The sequence below is a fragment of the Schaalia cardiffensis F0333 genome (assembly GCF_005886435.1).
In the GTDB taxonomy this organism is placed as follows: domain Bacteria; phylum Actinomycetota; class Actinomycetes; order Actinomycetales; family Actinomycetaceae; genus Pauljensenia; species Pauljensenia cardiffensis.
This window is the reverse complement of record NZ_CP040505.1, coordinates 608894-627159: the sequence shown is the minus strand read 5'-3', so window position 1 is coordinate 627159 and position 18266 is coordinate 608894. Positions and strand designations below refer to the sequence as shown.

Genomic DNA, 18266 nt, shown 5'->3' with positions numbered 1-18266 from the left:
CTAGTGTTCCACATTCGGACCTTTGCGCCGTGAAAGAAATCCCCTCCAGGGACGAGAGGGACGATTCATCGACTCAGCTTCTCTTGGCACTGCATCGCTTTGCGCGTCTCTTTCTCCAGGAGTGCTCCACCCACTCCCCTCAGCTTCAGGCATGATTCCCTGAGTCCCTCTACGCCCAGGAATACTCGCCTCCTCAGCACTCCCCCCACGCCCTCGTGCCTCAATCCTGCGCCCGGAAGGATATGAGCCCACAAGAGAATCCTGCGGGGGCTTCGGCTTCGAAGATGGCTTTGAGGGTGCGATCTGCTCGGCGAGGGCTTCAATGGCTTTCGCCGCAGGAGATTTCGGGGTATTCACCACAACGCTTCGCCCCTCGAGGAGCCCCGTGGCCACGGCCTCGTCTTCTGGAACAATATGAACGCGAGCCCCCGGGACGATCCCCGACAGGGCCGCATCCAAGGCATTATGGGGGCGAGACCCGAGGGCGCAGGGAGCCACCCGATTCACCACGATCCTGGCGTGTTGTTCGGGAAGCTGATCCGCAAGCCACTCAACGGCGAAAGACAAACGGTTCACCCCGATGACATCCGCTCGCGCGACACACACGATCTCATCGGCGTTTGCAAGGACCGCCGCCGCACTATCGTCTTGACTTCCCTGATGGCTCACTTCCTCACACATCGTGTCAGGACTGATCGCCGGAACATCAACAAGGATCCACTCGAACTCGCATCGAGCGGTTTCAATGATTTCAACAATGGCAGCGGGGCCCGCTTCGCGCCAACGATGGGGACTGGCAAGCCCCGTGAGGAGGAACAGGCCGGGCGCGCATTTGACCACGCTTTCACGCACAGCGCGCGCGTCGAGTCCCCCTCGAACGACTCGGCGCGCCAATGCCGCCAATCCGGAGGCGTCAACGGGAACTCCTGACATGTGCGCGATCGAAGGGTCCTTCGTGTCGGCATCAATGATGAGGACCTCCCCTTTTTTCGCGAGCGCGTGGGCGAGTCCGAGCGCGATCGTTGAACGCCCGGGCGCGCCTGAGGTGCCCCACACAGCGATCACATGCCCCTTCTTCCCACCCCTGTCCTGAGCTTGCGAGAATCGCCCTGCTTCGTGATTGAGGAGAGCCTGTTCCAGAAGGTGGAGTTCGTCGCCTTGTGATTCTGAATCCGGGGGAGGCGGAGGAAGAGGAAGCGCAGACACTCCTTCTTCGGCGTCTTCGCTGCGCAGGAGGGCGAGTAGAGAGTCCACCACCATTGACGGAAGCCCCCGCGCGCACAAGCCATCAGCCCCAAGGCTTCGGGCTGGCGCAGTGTCCTCGGGATCTGCGACGAGGATGACTCCTGCACCGAAACGATGAAGCTCGTCAATGGTAATGGCGTCCAGGTCAGGATCGGACATGTCAAGAACCACGAGGGCAGCGACCTTCGCACGGATCGCCGCGCGCGCTTCAGCGAGGTCCGCGCAGCGCCTGACGACTTTCAGCCCGCTCGTCTGGTCGATTGCACGAACGATCTCGCCTTCTTCTTCAGGGTTGACGAGGACGACGACACCCTGTCTGGCACTCACGACGCCCCCACGGGGACTGCTGCAAGCGATTCTTGGCCGCTGGTCGCGTCGAGGACCGTGGACACAACTCCTGCATCGACAAGAACTTCGATTCTTAGTCCGCTGCGCACCAGTGATTCTTCATCATCAATGATTTTCACGAGAGTCGCGGAGGCGAGGAGGTGCGATTGTTCTTCTGTGCCTCTGCTCGGATGGGCTGAGGGAAGAGCCCAAAGTTCCACGGTATCCCCGGGTTTGGTGGAGCTGGGCAAGCCGTCGGCGACTGTGACGACGAAACGCCGCAGGCTCTGTTCGGCCTCGTTCGTCGTCGATGCTCTCGCGACGAGTTCCCCCTCGCCCATGGATCGCTTGGCAAGCGTGCCGGGGACGAGTTCCCCTTCTTCGAGGTATGCCTCGGCGTCGATCCTGACATCTGCGAGGGCGGTGTTCGTCGCATCGAGGCTTTCACCGATGGCGATGGGGCGGGTCGTGCGATAGACGCTGACTCCGGCTCGGGCTTGGGCGACCAGCCACACGCAGGCGAGGATCGACACGGCGATAAGGGCGAGGCCACCGAGGAGGCGCGGGTCGCGCCAGAGCGGAACGGGGCCAGTCACTGTGAGGGTTCGTCGTCGATTGCGCACGCGGCCATCTTCCCCGATTCACGGGGGTTTGGCGCTCTTTCCACAGGCGATGATCGTCAAGCGGGAATCCGGGGAAGAGCGACGGGCGCACTATCCACAAGAAAAAGGGACGATCTCGTAGGAATCGAGAAGAAATGAGATACTCGGGACATGTCCCCGAGATTCTTGACGCTCGCCGATGTGGCTGAGACCTTGAACCTGACGATGTCTGCAGCGCGTTCCCTTGTCACCTCTGGAGAGCTTCCCGCGATCCAGGTCGGCGGCAAGCGCGCCTGGCGCGTCGAGGAGGCCGTGCTTGAGCACTACATTGAAGAGCAATACGCCGCCACCCGCGAGCGCATCGCAGAGCACTCCCTGTAAACGCTAGCCCCTCTCAACTCGCCACATTCCTCTTCAAGGCAGGGCACGCCCCTTCCCCCGCAAAGCCGGGCACTCCCCGCGATCGCAACACCCTCCTGCCTAGGCGAAGCATTCCCACCGACCGCGACACCCCTGTCGACACGCAAGACTCCCGTTCAAGGCAGGGCACCCCCTTCCCGCTCAAGGCAGGGCACTCCCTGCGATCGCGACATCCTCGAGCCAAGGCGAAGCACTCCCTCAAGCGCGACACGCTCTGGCGATCGCAGAACACTTCCTGTGATCACGCCCCACTCCCCGTGGGCTTTGCTCTGCTCAAACAGCCCCCAGCGCCGACTCTTCCCCAGTGAGCCCCGCAGGAGCGGTCCTGCTCGAAGACCTTCCTTCCCCCGCCACTCGCTTCAGTTCGCTCAACGCCCTGCTCGTAGCCCGTTTACCCCCTGTCTTGCCTTAGTACATCAAAGGAACGAACACGGCGGATCCCCGAGGTGACGAGGGCGATGCGTTGACTCGACCTACGGTCCCGGCAATCAAGCTCATGTGTCGAGGGCGAGATGTCCAGGTCGAAGTGATCTGCGAAGACTTCACGGATGATGCCCGTATGGCGCCCCGCGTCGTGGTCAATGACGACAGGAGAGCCTTGAGTTGCAAGCCCGCGCAAGGCGCTGGAGATCCCCAGGCCTGCACGAACGCCTCCGAGGTCACACCCCGCTTTGAGGGGCCAGGCTGCCTCGATCGCTCCGAGAGGCACGAGGGATGCTCCTGAGTTCTCGCGGATCACGAGCCAGTTGCGCGTCGCGTCGAGGATTGTGCCGCTGAGTTGTTGGCCCCCTCGAAGGATGAGGGTGATGTTCTTGCCGCTCGCTTGCACGATCCGGTCCGCCAGGCGCACGGACACTCGTTCGGCGTCGGCGAGTTCACCGACGAGTTCATCGTGTTCTTCGCGGCGGCGCGCTTCAAATTCAGCTTCGAGGGAGTGCAGGAAGAGTTCGAGGTCCACAGCTTCCAGAGTCGCATTCTTGGAGCGCGTTCTCCATTCCTTTGAGCAAAGATGTGCATCCCTCGCCGACAACTGAACACCCCCTTGACGAAGCAGCAAAGGCGATGCACACTGAATTTATATGAACTGGCACGAACCATATACAAACGAGGTGAATCGTGGATACTTGCACAGATCGTGAGTCACGGGACCTGCGACTCACGCTGGCACACGCCTTCGTTTCAACGCCGACTTCCCTCTTCCTCGCGGCGAGCTTCACCCGCCTTCTTCCAATGGCATCCCCAGCTCACCCCGAGTTCCTTCTCACGGCCGCCGTCACCGCATTCGTGGCGCTCATCCTTTTCCGCGCGGCCCTCGCAGCTTGGCTGGCCTTGGCGACACGACTCACTTTCCTCCCCTCAGTGCTCAGGCTCTTCTTCGGCAGAGCTGTCATGTTGATCGGTTCTGGTGCCGCCCGACGCCTGGTCATCGCAGGCGCGCGCAGGTCAGCCCTCGGGCTCGCCACCCTCGGCTTCGGCATGAGTGGGGCTGCAATCGCGACCCCACTTCCTCTTGAAACCGATAGCACCGCCAGCAACTCAGAATCAGTGTCATGGCTGTGGCATTCGACCGATCCGGCTGAGGCTTCTCCCTCGGATCTGGGCCGTCTTACTCCCAGCCCTCAAAACAACGCCGAGCAGGCGCAGGCTCCCACTCAGGATCTTCAAACCCCCGATCACTCCCCTGAGCAGTTCCCCAGGACAGATCAGACTCACCCGCAAGATCTCACACACTCAACTCGCAGATCTGTGCCCTCCTCCACTACTGATCCCGATCCTCGCTCGACAAAGCTGCAGAGTGCTCCTCTCTCATCAGATCTCAAGGCCTCCACGGGAAGCGCCCCTTCAGGAGAGGGGCCTCTTTCGCACCAGGGTTCCGAACTCGACTCGCTTCAGCCTCGCGCCACACTCACCGTCGAACCTGGGGATTGCCTGTGGAGTATCGCTGAGACTCTCCTGCCTTCCGGGGCTTCAGATTCACAAATCGACGCCGCCTGGCGCGCCCTGTACGCGGCGAATGCCTCTGTGGTCGGCTCTGATCCCTCGCTCATTCACCCGGGCACCGTCCTCGTCCTTCCTCAGGAGTCGAAATGAGTTCTCTTCCGATCTCAGCCACCACACCTTTACACACCCCGTCTCGCAGGATGTTCCGCTGGGACCTCAGATTCGATGTCCCTCCATCGCAACAATCAGATACTCGCGAATGGCTCAGGTCCCGTCGCACAGACGCGGGACTCGAAGTCGATGCTCCGGAAGCAGGCGCCTGGTCAGCGGGCCTCGCGCGGGCGATCATCGAATCAGTTCTCGGGCTTCGAGACAAGCGCCAACTCGAGCGTTGGCTCATCCCCTCGCTTTTCTCCGCTCTTAAACACCTGCGCTTCGACGAGGAAGTCATTGGCGTGGGTAAAAGGACCTGCCAACCAACGACGTGGAGGTTCCAAGAAGTCAATGGGGCCGTCGAATCTGCCGTCGTTGTGAAAGGAGCAAAGCGCTCCTACGCGGTCGCTTTGCGCCTTGAAGCGTTTCGAGGGCGATGGATCGCCACCGCCCTCGAAATCGCCTAACTCGAAGAAAGCCACTCCCCGTCCTGACAGGGAGCATCAGCCGCGAATCAGCGGCGCTTGCGCGCCTTCCTCGCAGCCTTTCGACGTTGCTCGCGATTGCCTCCCGAAGACGAAGGCGTCCCGGCTTGTGCCTCACTCGAGGAGTAGCGCAGATTCTGAGCCTTCTTCTGACCAAAATCTCCCATCACGGATGCGGCACGAGCCGTTCGCGCCCGCTTCGCAGCCTGAGTCTTCTCCTTCGCAGCCTTCGCCTCGGCGGCCGCCTCAGCTGCGGCAATCGCATCAAGGGCATCGGCCGAAGAGGAATCCTCCTCAGGCGAGGACTTCACTCTCAATCCCGCTGCTCCGATCCCATCTGTGAAGAGCCCCTGTTCACGAGCCTGCTCAAAAGCGCGTTCAAACTGGTGGGCGAAGCCGAAAACCTGCTGGACCGATTCTTCGCGGATCCGCTCCATCATCGCCTGGAACATCTGGGCGCCCTCGTCCTTATATTCGACGAGCGGGTCGCGCTGACCCATCGCACGAAGGCCAATACCTTCCTTGAGGTAATCCATCTCGTAGAGGTGCTCGCGCCACAGGCGGTCCACAGTCGCGATGACGACTCGCCGCTCAAGAGCGCGCATCGGCTCATCACCGAGCTGCTCGCGAGCAAGCGGATTCTCATTCAGAGCATCCTCAGCGTCCTCGTAAACCGCTTGAATGTCACCGACGAGTTCAGACACAAGATCCTCACGGACCAAGGAGGCGCGCCCGCCGTGTTCCATCTCGACCTCCTCATAGGAGACCGAAGGCGGATAGTAGCCGCGCAGCGTATCCCACAAAACGTCAAGATCCCACTCTCGGGGGGCAAGACCCGCTGTCTTCTCGTTGACGATGCCGACAATGAGGGACTCCATGAAGGACTTCATCTGCGGCTCAAGGTCTTCACCCTCAAGAACGCGGCGGCGCTCCTCGTAAATGAGTTCACGCTGCCCGGTCATGACATCGTCGTATTTAAGGACGTTCTTACGGATCTCGAAGTTGCGGGCTTCGACCTGGTGCTGCGCGGACTGAATCGAGCGCGACACAATGCGATTCTCCAGGGGAAGATCCTCCGGGTAGGCACCGGACGCCATGATCCGCTGGGCCATACCCGAATTGAACAGGCGCATAAGGTCGTCTTCCATCGACAGGTAGAACCTGGATTCGCCGGGGTCTCCTTGACGGCCGGAACGGCCTCGCAGCTGATTGTCGATACGGCGCGATTCGTGACGTTCAGAACCCAGGACATACAGGCCGCCCAGTTCGCGTACCTCTTCACGCTCGGCTTCCACGGCCGCGTCTGCCTCGGCAAGGGCGAGAGGCCATTGGGCCCGGTACTCCTCAGGGTTCTCCTTCGGGTCAATTCCCTGGGAGGCGAGGTTCGCCTGCGCGATGAACTCGGAGTTGCCGCCGAGCATGATGTCAGTACCTCGACCCGCCATGTTCGTCGCGACGGTGACGGCACCTTTACGACCGGCCATTGCGACAACCGCAGCTTCGCGAGCATGCTGCTTCGCGTTGAGGACCTGGTGCGGGATGTGCTTGTCCTTGAGGAGGCGCGAGAGGAGCTCAGACTTCTCGACCGAGGCTGTGCCCACGAGGACCGGTTGCCCCTTCGCGTGACGCTCAGCGATGTCTTCGATGATGGCCTTGAGTTTCCCGGCTTCTGTCGGGAAAACGAAGTCGGGCTGGTCGATGCGGATCATCGGACGGTTCGTAGGGATCGGGATGACGCCGATCTTGTATGTCGAGGAGAACTCGGCGGCCTCAGTCTCAGCGGTGCCCGTCATTCCCGCCCGCGAGCCCTCGGGGTAGAGGCGGAAGTAGTTCTGCAAGGTGATCGTGGCGAGAGTCTGATTCTCCGCTTTGATCTCGACATCCTCTTTGGCTTCGATCGCCTGGTGCATGCCGTCGTTGTAGCGACGCCCCGGCAGGACTCGCCCGGTGTGCTCATCAACGATGAGGACTTCACCGCCGTCGACAATGTAGTCCTTGTCCAAGTGGAAGAGTTCCTTCGCCCTGATGGCGTTGTTGAGGAAACCAATGAGGGGGGTGTTCGCAGCCTCGTAGAGGTTCTCCACGCCGAGCTCGTCCTCGACTTTGTCAATTCCCGGTTCGAGGACTCCGATGGTTTTCTTCTTCTCGTCGACCTCGTAGTCGACGTCGCGGATGAGGTCCTTCACGATACGCGCGAACTCGACGTACCAGCGGTTCACGTCTCCCGAGGCAGGGCCGGAGATGATGAGCGGGGTGCGGGCCTCATCAATGAGGATCGAGTCGACCTCGTCGACAATGACGTAGTTGTGGCCGCGCTGGACCATGTCTTCGACGCGCTGGGCCATGTTGTCGCGCAAATAGTCGAAGCCGAATTCGTTATTCGTGCCGTAGGTGATGTCCGCGTCGTACTGTTTGCGCCGCTCAGCGGGTGTCTGTCCGACGAGGACGCAGCCGACGCTCAGGCCGAGGAAGGAGTAGACGCGCGCCATGATGTCGGACTGGTATTTGGCGAGGTAGTCGTTCACGGTGACGACGTGGACGCCCTTGCCGGTCAGTGCCCGAAGATAGGCGGGCATAGTCGCAACGAGGGTCTTGCCCTCGCCGGTCTTCATTTCGGCAATATTGCCCTTGTGGAGGGCGATGCCGCCCATGACTTGAACATGGAAAGGGCGCATGTGCAGGATGCGCCAGGCCGCTTCACGTACGGTCGCAAAAGCTTCGACGAGGATGTCGTCGAGGGTTTCTCCGTTTTCGAGGCGTTCTTTGAACTCGGCGGTCTTCGCCTGGAGTTCGGCGTCGCTGAGTTTCTCGAAGTCCTCCTGGAGGGCGTCGACCTGGCTGGCGAGTTGGTCGAGCTTTTTGAGGGTGCGGCCTTCGCCGGCTCGGAGGATCTTGTCGATCAAGGACACGGGGACTCCTGTGGTTCGTTTCCGGGGCGGTGTGCCCCGCGTGCGCCTATGCGCTGCTCCAGTTTACGGAGTTCCCAGGCTTTGTCTCGACTCGGCGCCGAAATCTCAGGGAAGAATCACGAAGACGCGTATTTCTCCCTCCTTCAGCCGACCGGCTAAGGCCACAAGTCGGACGCCAGGCCTGCACACACCGGAAGATTCAAACTTCGACCTGGGACTTCTTCAAGGATCGGAGACGCACCGTTCGACTTGTGGACCAGCGCAGGCGAAGCACTCCACACAAACTCGCCGACATCCCTGTTCTGCTCCCCCGATTGTGGTTTCGGTGAGGCGTGGGGGTGCCGGGTGGGACCGAGATCATATTTGGGGTCGCACGCGTGAGGACCGAGTGCTCTCCAACAACCCCAATCACACTCTCGGCAGGACCGAGGGACACTCAGACCCACCGAGGTCATGTTTGGGGTCGTGCGTGTGGGGACCCGCTGCTGCCTGGGAACCCCGATTATGGTTTCGGCGAGGCTTGGGGGTGCCAGATGGCACCAAGATCATACTTGGGGTCGTACGAGTGAGGACCGAGTGCTCTCCAACAACCCCGATTATGGTTTCGGCAAGGCGTGAAGGTGCCGGGACGCGCCGAGATCATATTTGGGGTTATTCGGCCCTTGCCCGCGCAAAACCAGTCACCGACGATGCTACCGAATACGCCGTTTCCCCTCTCAAACCTCACCGAAACGCTCGAAAATGCCACACGCTCTGCCCGACATCTCCGGGTCAGACCCCAAGTCGAACACCGAGCGTGCACAGGTTGGAGGATTCAAATGACGACCTGGGGTTTCCTCAAGGCTCCGCGACACACCGCTCGACTTGTGGACCAGCGCAGACGAAGCGCTTCACACAAACTCGCTAATACCCACCAGCACAACACGCCCACGCGGGCCCCGGCGCACAAACTCACTGGTATCCACCGGTGCAACACGTCGCACGCGGGCCCCGGCGTACAAACTCGCCGGGGCCCGCGTCTCATTGATGTGGTGGAGCGACACACCGTCCTATTCGACCGTGGTGTTCAAACGAAGGACGCCGTAGGTCCAGCCGTGGCGGTGGTAGACGACGCACGGCTGCTTCGTGTCCTTGTCGACGAAGAGGAAGAAGGGGTGTCCGACCATTTCCATCTGGTCGAGAGCCTCATCAACGGTCATCGGCGCAGCCTCGTGAACCTTCTGGCGCACAATGATCGGCGAATCACCGAGCTGCTCTTCGCGGGCTTCACCGACCTTGAGATCTTCGGCGGAGCGCAGATGGGCGGGAGCCTCGGGGACGGGCACTTCTTCGACAGGTGCGACTTCTTCAATCACCTCGACTTCGTCAAGTTCGCGCGGGTAGCGACGTCTGTGGTCTTTCGCGCGATCGCGCATGCGGCGGAGGCGCTCGAAGAGTTTGCCTGCGGCGATATCGACCGCTGCGTAGCGATCCGCCGATTCCGCTTCAGCGCGGATGATCGGGCCTTTGCCGTAGACGGTCAGTTCGATGCGCTCAGCGGTGTCAGCCTGCCGGGGGTTGCGCTCGTGGGTGAGTTCAACGTCGACCCGCTGCGCGCGGGGGTAGAACTGCGTGACCTTTGAGACTTTTTCCTCGACGTAGGCGCGGAAGTTCGGGTGGATTTCCGCATTGCGCGCGACGACGGTGATGTCCATATTTTCCTCCAGAGGAAGCAGGCGGGCTCCATTGCCCGCAAATCGGATGCCCGAACGCGTCATTGCCTCGGGCCGTGATCTGAGCTATCACCTCCATCCGTGCACGTCGGAGGCTCTTTCAGGAAAGATCCCCCTCCGTGTTGGCTATGGCACGAGCATAACCCAGATTATGACCTAAGTCATAGGGATGGGGGATTCACTCTCGCGAAGACTGCGCAGGCCAAAGCCCCTGCGCACACCCTTGCGAGCTCTCGCATCGTGGCCCCAGTCGTCAGTACATCATCAACGAGGACGATCCTCCCGGGCTCAGGCAAGGGGAGGCGCGCACGCATGGACCCGATCTTCGCTTTGCGCCGCTGTGCACCCCCGACTCCGAACTGGGAGGGAGTTCCGATTCTCAATCCCACGGCCTCGACGACTCTGGCTTGAACTCCTGTTTCCCGGCTCAATCCCTGAGCGAGCCCACAAGCGAGGGCGGGAGTGACTTGGCGTCCGAACAGACGGCGTTTCCAGCTGGCAGGAGCGGGGATGATCCAGATCTCCGCACCCTTCGCCAGGGCGAGCCCCTCTTTTCGCTCCGCGTTATCTGTGAAAGCGTGTCGACCCAATCGCGCGTCTCGTTCCTCTTGTGTGCAGCCCTTCCTGTGGGAACACCTCGTATCTCGGGCAGAACTCGCGTCTCGGACAGAACCTGTGTGTTGGGCAAAAGCCTCCCCCTGGGCAGAGCCCAGTCCTTGGGCAAATCCTGCGTCCTGGGCAGAACTCGCGTCCTGGGCAGAGCCCGCGTCTTGGGCAAGAGCCTCCCCCTGAGCAGAGCCCACGCTTTGCGCCAAGGCTGAGGACACCTCGATTTTGAGCATGCGCCCCAGTTCCCGACCAAGAGTCATTCCCGATTGTCGTAGCAGCTCTTCAGGGTCGAATGAGGGGGAATGCTTCGCCGACACAATGAGACCTCGCCTCCGCCCCTCATATGCTCCCCCGTCAAGCAAGGGGATATCCGAGATGGCGAAGAGCTCCGGCATTTCAAGACTTCCCCAGTGGCAAGGGGCCTCAACCTGCTTCGCGCATTCCGCACACACCACCTCATCCCAAGCTCCACACCCTGCGCAGCGAGTCGGAAGGAACAGATTCGCAGCTTCTCGCACAAAATCGCCACTTCTTCCAATCCACATGCGCCTAGTGTCAAGGGAAGCGCCCTCATCTTTACCCTTCCCCTTCGTGAAGCTGTGCAGAAAAGAGGAACCTCCGCTCCTGTGGATTCTTCAGCCCGGGTAGCGAATATCGACGAGGCCCGAAGGCATGTCCTGCCATAGCGCCCCTGAACGGCAATGAAGTGTGCCCGTATGAGTCCTCGTACACACATTGCCCGGGCCCGAGCCCGCGCTGATCTCCTCAGCCCCCTCAGGCGCAGAAGATGCAGTCAAAAACCCTCCGAGTTGTACTTCGGCGAGTTCAACACTCCCCGTCCCGTCCTCGTTCTGTTTGCGGCGCAGCACCACGAAAGCATCTGTGCCCGCCCAGGAGGCGTCCTCGACCATCGAAACAATTCCCTCGATGACACTGAGCGAGCTCAGCGAAGTGGGCTTGCCTTGTCTATCTCTCACAATCGTCGCGATCATCAAAGACTTATCCGAATGATCCGCTCCGATGAGCAGAGCTCGAGCACCATCAGGAGACACGGCAACGCGAGAAAAGAGAGGACTCGGATCAAAGCCGGAGATTTCAAGGACCTCACCTTGAGAAGAGACGGCCGCAAGCCCACCCCCTTTGGCAGACCATGTCCACCCGAAACGATCAATCGAAGGAGCCCCTCCGCCCCCCACTGAAACCCTGACCTGAGTCGCGTCCTCTTCGATCCTCTCGACGACCAGCTCTTCTCCTTCACGCCAGGCGAAAAGCCCCCGGTCAACGGGCGACATCGAGGGGTGACGAGCCCCCTCCGCAGGAGGAGTCGACAGGGGAAGTGACATGAGCTTCGTCGCATTCAAGGTCCCGATCGCCCCAGACAGCATTCCCAAACGTGTATCAAGCAGGTACGAGGGATCCTTCAATGGGGCCGCATCCTTCAACTCAACATCGGAGACAAGAATCTCGACCTGGGTGATCGAGGGGCTTTGTTCCAAGGTCGAGGTGATCTGCCAGACGAGGAGATCTCGGGCCGTCCCCTCTGGAGGAACAGGGCCTTCCACATGGACTTTCGCGATGCGATCCGTAACCTCCACTGGCGCGGAGGGCACGGTAGTGCCTGCGGGGATCGCATTGCTCACCGCATCCGCCACAGCATTGGAGGGACCTTCGACGAGGCCTTCGATCAGGTGGGAGGCGAGACGGCGGGAGGGCAACCAACGAGGATCTGCAATAAGGGCATCGCCGGAGTGGGCCGGGAAGTACAGATTCACCCGCTCATAAGAAGCAAGGAAGGACGCTTTGGAGACGATGAAAGAATCCTGCGGAGCGGAAATACGCCACTGCCCCGATTCCTTCACCAGGGACAGTGCCTGGGAGATCTGTGAAGATTCTGCTCGTGACAAGACGCCCGAGGCATCAAGGGATGCCACGGGCACAGCGGAGATGCTCACCTCGGCCGTGTTCTCCCCTGCGGGTGAGGAGAGCGTGAGAGTAGGCCGACTTGCCGTGTCGTAGATGAGGACTTGCTGCTCGGGATGCCAGCGCTGCGATGAATCGGAGCTGAGGAAAAGACGAGCCGTGGCGAAATCATCATTCGCCCCTGCAGCGCAAGCAAGAAGGAAATCCGAGACTAGGGTCATTGGATCGGAGTTCCTCGCGGGACCATCCGCGGACAGTTCCACCGGGTTCGTCGTATGCGCAGAAACATCGAAAGGCGCAGGTTCAGAGGCCTTCGGCAAAGAGGTGCAAGCCGCAGCGAAGAGGGCGAGCACGAGCAGCGAAACAAGGATCAGAGGGCGCCCTTTCATCAGTCCTCCCACAGTTTCAAAGGTTCGGAACGTACCTGATCGCCAGCCTTCTTCGGCAGGGTCATGAGGAAGGAAGCACCGTGCCCAAGCTCTCCGAAGGCCTCAAGTATCCCCCCGTGGAGAGCAACGTCCTCGGCCGCGATCGACAGGCCGAGCCCGGTTCCCCCGCTCGTGCGTTTACGCGAAGCGTCAGCTCGGTAGAAGCGGTCGAAAACGTGGGCTGCGGTTTCAGGACTCATTCCGACCCCATAGTCCCTCACTCGAACGGCGACATCCGTATCGGATTGTCCGATCGTCAGGTCCACGGGCCCGCCCTCGGCGAACTCGAGGGCGTTGACGAGCAGATTGCGTAAGACCCGCTCGATCCTGCGGTCATCAATCGCCACAGCGCAGCGCTCTTCACTGCCTCCCAAACGGACCTCGACTCCGAGGCGCTCAGCAAGCTCCGCGTTCATGGCGACAACCTTCGCAACAACCTGACGCAGATCAATGACCTCAGCTGCGAGGTCGGCGGAGCGGGCGTCGTGGCGGGAGATCTCCAAGAGGTCGGTGAACAGCGAATCCATGCGTTCAGTCTGCTCATGCAAGAGCTCAGCCGAACGCTTGGCCATTGGGGGCAGGGCCTCGCGATGATCCCAAATCACCGAATCCGCCATGCGGATCGTCGTCAAGGGCGTGCGCAGCTCATGGGACACGTCCGAAACGAAGCGCTGCTGCAGGCGCGACAATTCGTCATACTCTTGGATCTTCTTCTGCAAAGACGAGGCCATCTCATTGAAGGCGATTGAAAGATCCGCCATCTCATCTTCTCCGCGAACTTGCACGCGAGCCTCAAGATCACCAGCAGCCAGGTGCTTGGCAGCCTCAGCTGTTCGACGTACGGGCCGCAGGATCGAGAAGAGGAGCCAAAACGCTCCAATCGGTAGGCCAATGAGAATCGGCAGCGCCACCGCGAAGAGGACGCGAATCACCATTTTGACCTGACGCTGATCAGAGGCGAGGGAATAGATGATGTACAGCTCGTGCTTACCCGCCCTCGGCAATTGGACGACTTGCCCGACGAGAATGCCGGGAGCGTCTTCCTCATCCACCATGGGGATCGCAACGGATTGCCACTGGGGTCGGCCATCTTGGCGCACAGCAGTGCGCATTCTCTCGCTGATGAGCAGGTCCGTGGACCCATCGGTGATCTGATTGATGCGGAAACTCGAATGAGCATCCGGGGAACGCAAGAGGACGACTGAGACCGCTCCGGCTCCCGCGGCGGAGGAGTTGATTGTTGAAACGACTTGTCGGGCGGTCTCTTGAACCTGGTCCGGAGTCTGCGCGGTCGACTGATCGAAGACCGCCTGAGCAGAAGAGAAGCGCAACGCCGCATCGTCGAGGATCTGAGTGCGCCGCGACTCAAAAGTGGAAGTGCGAAGCTGAGCGGAGACGAGAAGTGCGAAGACCGTGATGACCGCGAGCGCAGCGACAGTGATCGCGAGGGCGGAACGCAAGGAGAGGGAGGAGCGAACGGCTCTGGCTGGAGCGGAGGCTTGGACGCGCCGATACAGGCGTGTGCCTTTGATTCGCGCGATCCCCAGGGTGAATGCGCGCAACAGCTCATCTGCCCATTTACTCCTCCCCCGCCTTCCCTTGGTCGAAACCTTCGGGGTTTCGCAAGTTCCTTCTACAGGCTGAGGCTCAGCGGCGCCCGGGGTTTGGGGGGATGCACCTCCCGAGGACGATGTTTTCGCAGAGGAGTCCTCCGATTCGTGGGGGCCGTGACGGCCAGCAGATGGTTCAGGCTCCGGTTCCCGCACGATACCCGACTCCCCTCACGGTGATGACGACTTCGGGCTTATCTGGATCTCGTTCAATCTTCGACCGCAGTCTTTGCACGTGAACGTTCACAAGGCGCGTATCGGCGGCGTGGCGGTAACCCCAGACTTTCTCGAGAAGTTCCTCGCGGGAAAAGACTCTCCAGGGGGCGCGCCCCAGGGCGACGAGTAAGTCGAATTCGAGGGGAGTCAGGAGGATCTCTTCGCCGCCTCGGTGGATCGTATGCCCGGACACGTCGATGACAAGGTCGCCGAGGACGAGGCGTTCGTCGACGGCCTCTTCTCGTCCTCGCAGTCTTGCTCGGACACGGGCGACAAGTTCCTTGTGTTTGAAAGGCTTCGGAACGTAGTCATCGGCTCCGGCTTCGAGGCCAGCAACCACATCAGCAGTATCCGTTCGAGCAGTGAGCATCACGATCGGCACATCGGATTCCTTACGGATCCTGGTGCAGATCTCAATCCCATCCATGCCCGGGAGCATGACGTCCAAGAGGATCAGGTCCGGGTTCTCTTGATGGAAGACGTCAAGAGCTTGCACGCCATCTGAACAGGTCGCGACATCAAAGCCCTCAGATCCGAGCACGATTCCGATCATCTCGGCCAGTGCAAGATCGTCGTCCACCACGAGAATGCGTGAATTCATGCACTAAATCGTGTCACGATTCGATCACGGATGGGGCCCGACCCGCTGCACTAGAGACAACCAGGGCTTGTCATCAGGGTCTTCACCCTGGATACTTCGCTGATTTCTTGGGACAATACGCAAGTCCGATGACGAAAGGCCCATTCGATGACTACTCCGCCACCCGGGGGATTCCCCTCCTACTCCTCTGCGCCTCAGCCCCCTGTTACTCCGGGAAACGGGGGCGGCTGGCAGGGTGCGGATACCCCTTCGGCGCAGACCTGGACTCCCGCAGGAGCACCCGAATCCGCATGGACGCAGCAAGGGAACTGGGGGGTTCCGCCTCTTGCGAAGGATGCGCTTCGCCCTGTGATCCCTTTCCGTCCTCTTGGGCTCGGCGAGCTTTTCAGCGGTGCCATCGAGATTCTTCGTTTCGCTGCGGCTCCCCTCTTTCTCATTCCCCTCGTCCCGATGCTCATTCTTGGCGTATTCGAAGGGTTCATGACCTATTGGAGTTTCTCTTCTTTGGATTCCTTTACAAGGCAGCTCAGCTATGCCTCCACTGATGATGTTCCCCGTATTCTCAGCGGTTTCTTCCTTCCCCTGTTCTCTGGTCTTTTCATCAGTGTGGCCCTGATGGGAATCGTGAGTTTCCTGGTGATGGGGCCTCTCTACATCATCTCTTCAGATGCTGTTATCCGCAGAAAAGTGGATGTCCGTGAAGCCTTCAGTCGTTTCTGGCCCAGGCTCATCCCAATGATCGGCACTGCAGTCCTGTTCACCCTCATGAGCTTCGCGATTATTCTGCTCGCGTCCGGAATCGGAATGCTTCCCATGATCGGGATCATCGGGGATGTCATCAATGACGTTGAGGTCACTCCGGGGCGGATCGGAGTGATAGTCCTCGTCACCTTGCTGTGCACGCTTGTCGCTTTCCTGAGTCTCGTGTTCGTCCAGATCCGTTTCCTCTATGCCTACCCGGCTTGTACCCTCGAGGGTCTCGGGCCTCTTCCGGCTCTCAAACGTTCATGGGAGCTCACCAGAGGGGTCTTCTGGAGGACTCTTGGACGTTATCTCCTCGTTTCTGTCGCAATCGGGGCGTTGACGAGTATCTTGTCTTCCCTTTTCAGGCTCTTCTTCTTCGGCGCCCCGGATCTTTCTCTCGCCTTCTCCGCTGTTCTTTCGGCGCTCATATCGGCTCTGACTATGCCCCTCCTTGTTTCCTTCTTGACCCTCATGTACACCGATGAGCGCATGCGACGTGAGAATTTCGGGGTTGTCCTCGAGCAGGCGTACAAGGCTCGCCTCGGCTGAGTTCCGAGGCCGAGCGTTCTGCCTGACTTTCCGCGCCTTACATAGGCCGAGCCTCCTGTCTAAGCTTCCGCGCCCTGTGGTGGAGACCGGGCCTCTTGTTAGCTCGTCCGTGCCCTGCAGGATGTGTCTCGAAGCCCGATGAATGGGAGAGGACGCATCGCAGCGCGGGGATGCATGACACAGGGATGGGGTATAGAGCGGGTTCCTTAGACGCCTGTTCTTCTCAAAGAGGCGCTCGTTCTTGGCTCTGCTCTTTCCGAGGTGATGTGTCAGTCTCGGGTCTTGGCCTCCGTCTTTGCTGAGCGGGAGCTTCGCTCCGAGGCCCTGTCCTTCACCTTGTCCTTCACTTTGAGGCCAGCGGATCTTGTGCCAGAGGCCCTGACATTCGCCTGCCCGAGGCCCTGGCATTGGCCTACCCGAGGCCCTGAGCTTCGCCTGCGTGGAGGTCTCCCGAGACACCGTCCGTGATCCGGCGCCCAGACCCCCGAGATTTACCTGTGTGGAGGTGTCCTGTGCCCTCTTGCCCCTTCTCCTTGTCGAGGGAAACAACAGCCTCAGTCGTCGCTGATCACCGTGAAGCGTGCGCGGCGTTTGGCGTAGGACGAGTTCGGGTCAAGGGGGCTGGAAGTATCCGGTTCCTTCTTCGGAGCGAAGGGCCCTCGTTCTGCTTCCCTTGCGGCGGGTCGGATCGCGGCCGAAGACTGCGTAGGGGGTTCGGGGGCAGCATGGCGTTGCGTTTCCGCAGCGCGCCTGACCGCATCGACGAGGGCGAGCAGGTCATCGCCCGAGGGAGGGGCCGGCTCGAAGTTCGTCACGAGGCGCACGACTTGCCAGCCTTTTGGCGCGGTGAGGTGCTCTGCATGGTGATCGCACAAATCGTAGGCGTTCGGTTCGGCAAAGGTCGCGAGCGGTCCCAAAACGACTGTGGAGTCCTGGTAGTCGTAGGTCAAGGTCGCGACTGCGGGGCGTTGGCACCCGGGCTTGGAGCAGTGTCTTGCCAAAATCACCTCACTAGGGTACGGCACTTTCTGCTCGGGAGAGATTCTCTCCCCTGGTGCAAGCCTCAGGGGTTCGTGCTCCGGGCGAGGGCGGGCGCGTTCGATCGAGCTGGCGTTGGGCTGAGGCCCAGCTGTCGGCACGCTCAGTTCCAGGCCTCCTCAGGTAGGGATCGATCTTCAGTCCCCAACGGACGCGTCCTCCTCAGTGGCGGGTCTGAATGACCTAGGCTTGGCAGGTGCCTTCCCTCTCCCGCCATCCTCGACGCGATCCTCATGGCCGTGGTCCTCGCGGCCCCCTGTTCTTCCCCGGAACGCCCGCGTGGAAAACCCGCAGAGAAGGCTTCGATGCGCTCGCAACCTCGCTGATCGTTGATCTGGCGAAGAAGTGGCCTGCCGTGTACACCATCGAGTTCGCCACTGAGGATGTGCCGCCTTCAGATCCTGCGTCTTGGGAAGACCATTCGGAGGTGCTGGGACGAGTCTTCCACGCGGATCGACGCCGCGGCTTGAAAGACAGGATCGTCGTGTATCGCTTGCCAATCGTTCTACGCTCACACGACGATGTTCCCCGTACGCTCCGTAAGGTTCTTGTGGAGCGCATCTCGCGGGTCCTGGCGATCCCGCCTGATGAGCTCGAGGAGGAGCTGCACTAAAACCCCGAGCGCATCTTCTGGAATGGGCGAACCTTTGCCCTCCGGAAGGGGGCGGACTTTGCCCTCTGGAATGTACCAGCCTTTGCCCTCGGGAAGGGAGCGAGAAGGGGATCCGGAGAATCCCCCACTCTCCCAGGCTTCTTG

At 60.7% G+C, this 18266-nt stretch carries 15 protein-coding genes; 5 read left to right on the top strand and 10 right to left on the bottom strand.

Annotated elements, in window-relative coordinates:
* Positions 1 to 1572, bottom strand: a complete 1572-nt coding sequence (locus FFA61_RS02515) for a CpaE/TadZ family protein (protein ID WP_005961945.1) — start codon at positions 1570 to 1572, stop codon at positions 1 to 3.
* Positions 1569 to 2195 carry a flagellar biosynthesis protein FlgA gene (locus tag FFA61_RS02510; protein ID WP_138588749.1) on the bottom strand — a complete coding sequence of 209 codons (627 nt, stop codon included), beginning with the start codon at positions 2193 to 2195 and terminating at the stop codon, positions 1569 to 1571. Before FFA61_RS02510 ends, FFA61_RS02515 begins: the two co-directional genes overlap by 4 nt.
* 150 nt (positions 2196 to 2345) lie before the next feature.
* On the opposite strand from FFA61_RS02510, the gene FFA61_RS02505 reads away from it, so the two are divergent.
* Positions 2346 to 2555, top strand: coding sequence for a helix-turn-helix domain-containing protein (locus FFA61_RS02505; RefSeq protein WP_005961949.1), 210 nt, complete (start codon positions 2346 to 2348; stop codon positions 2553 to 2555).
* Positions 2556 to 2985: 430 nt separating this feature from the next.
* Here the strand turns inward: FFA61_RS02505 and FFA61_RS02500 are convergent, their stop codons facing one another.
* Complete coding sequence (locus tag FFA61_RS02500) at positions 2986 to 3552, bottom strand: hypothetical protein (protein ID WP_005961950.1); 567 nt, start codon at positions 3550 to 3552, stop codon at positions 2986 to 2988.
* Between the two features lie 272 nt (positions 3553 to 3824).
* Here FFA61_RS02500 and FFA61_RS02495 point away from each other — a divergent pair, with 272 nt between their 5' ends.
* On the top strand, positions 3825 to 4685 hold the full coding sequence (locus tag FFA61_RS02495) for a LysM peptidoglycan-binding domain-containing protein (protein WP_005961952.1): 861 nt from the start codon (positions 3825 to 3827) through the stop codon (positions 4683 to 4685).
* A complete protein-coding gene (locus FFA61_RS02490) occupies positions 4682 to 5155 on the top strand; it encodes an Rv3235 family protein (protein WP_040313506.1) in 474 nt (157 codons plus the stop codon). The genes FFA61_RS02495 and FFA61_RS02490 overlap by 4 nt, the downstream gene beginning before the upstream one ends.
* Positions 5156 to 5202: 47 nt before the next feature.
* Here the strand turns inward: FFA61_RS02490 and secA are convergent, their stop codons facing one another.
* The 6 genes from secA to mtrA form a co-directional block, all read right to left on the bottom strand.
* Positions 5203 to 8082 carry a preprotein translocase subunit SecA gene (gene secA, locus FFA61_RS02485; RefSeq protein WP_005961956.1) on the bottom strand — a complete coding sequence of 960 codons (2880 nt, stop codon included), beginning with the start codon at positions 8080 to 8082 and terminating at the stop codon, positions 5203 to 5205.
* A 1049-nt stretch (positions 8083 to 9131) separates the two neighbouring features.
* Positions 9132 to 9776 carry a ribosome hibernation-promoting factor, HPF/YfiA family gene (hpf, locus tag FFA61_RS02480; protein ID WP_040313507.1) on the bottom strand — a complete coding sequence of 215 codons (645 nt, stop codon included), beginning with the start codon at positions 9774 to 9776 and terminating at the stop codon, positions 9132 to 9134.
* A 179-nt stretch (positions 9777 to 9955) separates the two neighbouring features.
* A complete protein-coding gene (locus FFA61_RS02475; RefSeq protein WP_175406552.1) occupies positions 9956 to 10663 on the bottom strand; it encodes a ComF family protein in 708 nt (235 codons plus the stop codon).
* Between the two features lie 375 nt (positions 10664 to 11038).
* Positions 11039 to 12712, bottom strand: a complete 1674-nt coding sequence (locus tag FFA61_RS02470; protein ID WP_005961963.1) for an LpqB family beta-propeller domain-containing protein — start codon at positions 12710 to 12712, stop codon at positions 11039 to 11041.
* A complete protein-coding gene (gene mtrB, locus FFA61_RS02465) occupies positions 12712 to 14313 on the bottom strand; it encodes an MtrAB system histidine kinase MtrB (RefSeq protein WP_242600861.1) in 1602 nt (533 codons plus the stop codon). The genes FFA61_RS02470 and mtrB overlap by 1 nt, the downstream gene beginning before the upstream one ends.
* 184 nt (positions 14314 to 14497) lie before the next feature.
* Positions 14498 to 15178, bottom strand: coding sequence for an MtrAB system response regulator MtrA (gene mtrA / locus FFA61_RS02460; protein ID WP_005961967.1), 681 nt, complete (start codon positions 15176 to 15178; stop codon positions 14498 to 14500).
* Between the two features lie 147 nt (positions 15179 to 15325).
* Between mtrA and FFA61_RS02455 the strand changes: the two genes are divergently transcribed.
* A complete protein-coding gene (locus FFA61_RS02455; protein ID WP_083879438.1) occupies positions 15326 to 16471 on the top strand; it encodes a glycerophosphoryl diester phosphodiesterase membrane domain-containing protein in 1146 nt (381 codons plus the stop codon).
* A gap of 554 nt (positions 16472 to 17025) precedes the next feature.
* On the opposite strand, the gene FFA61_RS02450 is transcribed toward FFA61_RS02455, so the two are convergent.
* Positions 17026 to 17478, bottom strand: coding sequence for a DUF3499 domain-containing protein (locus tag FFA61_RS02450; protein ID WP_040313698.1), 453 nt, complete (start codon positions 17476 to 17478; stop codon positions 17026 to 17028).
* Positions 17479 to 17705: 227 nt separating this feature from the next.
* On the opposite strand from FFA61_RS02450, the gene FFA61_RS02445 reads away from it, so the two are divergent.
* A complete protein-coding gene (locus tag FFA61_RS02445) occupies positions 17706 to 18122 on the top strand; it encodes a metallopeptidase family protein (protein WP_005961973.1) in 417 nt (138 codons plus the stop codon).
* Positions 18123 to 18266 lie beyond the last annotated feature (144 nt).

What these genes read in the sequence shown, in the direction of transcription:
- FFA61_RS02505 (WP_005961949.1), top strand. Translation starts at nt 2,346, where the DNA reads ATGTCCCCGAGATTCTTGACGCTCGCCGATGTGGCTGAGACCTTGAAC.
- FFA61_RS02495 (WP_005961952.1), top strand. Translation starts at nt 3,825, where the DNA reads ATGGCATCCCCAGCTCACCCCGAGTTCCTTCTCACGGCCGCCGTCACC.
- FFA61_RS02490 (WP_040313506.1), top strand. Translation starts at nt 4,682, where the DNA reads ATGAGTTCTCTTCCGATCTCAGCCACCACACCTTTACACACCCCGTCT.
- hpf (WP_040313507.1), bottom strand. Translation starts at nt 9,776, where the DNA reads ATGGACATCACCGTCGTCGCGCGCAATGCGGAAATCCACCCGAACTTC.
- FFA61_RS02475 (WP_175406552.1), bottom strand. Translation starts at nt 10,663, where the DNA reads ATGACTCTTGGTCGGGAACTGGGGCGCATGCTCAAAATCGAGGTGTCC.
- FFA61_RS02470 (WP_005961963.1), bottom strand. Translation starts at nt 12,712, where the DNA reads ATGAAAGGGCGCCCTCTGATCCTTGTTTCGCTGCTCGTGCTCGCCCTC.
- mtrA (WP_005961967.1), bottom strand. Translation starts at nt 15,178, where the DNA reads ATGAATTCACGCATTCTCGTGGTGGACGACGATCTTGCACTGGCCGAG.
- FFA61_RS02455 (WP_083879438.1), top strand. Translation starts at nt 15,326, where the DNA reads ATGACTACTCCGCCACCCGGGGGATTCCCCTCCTACTCCTCTGCGCCT.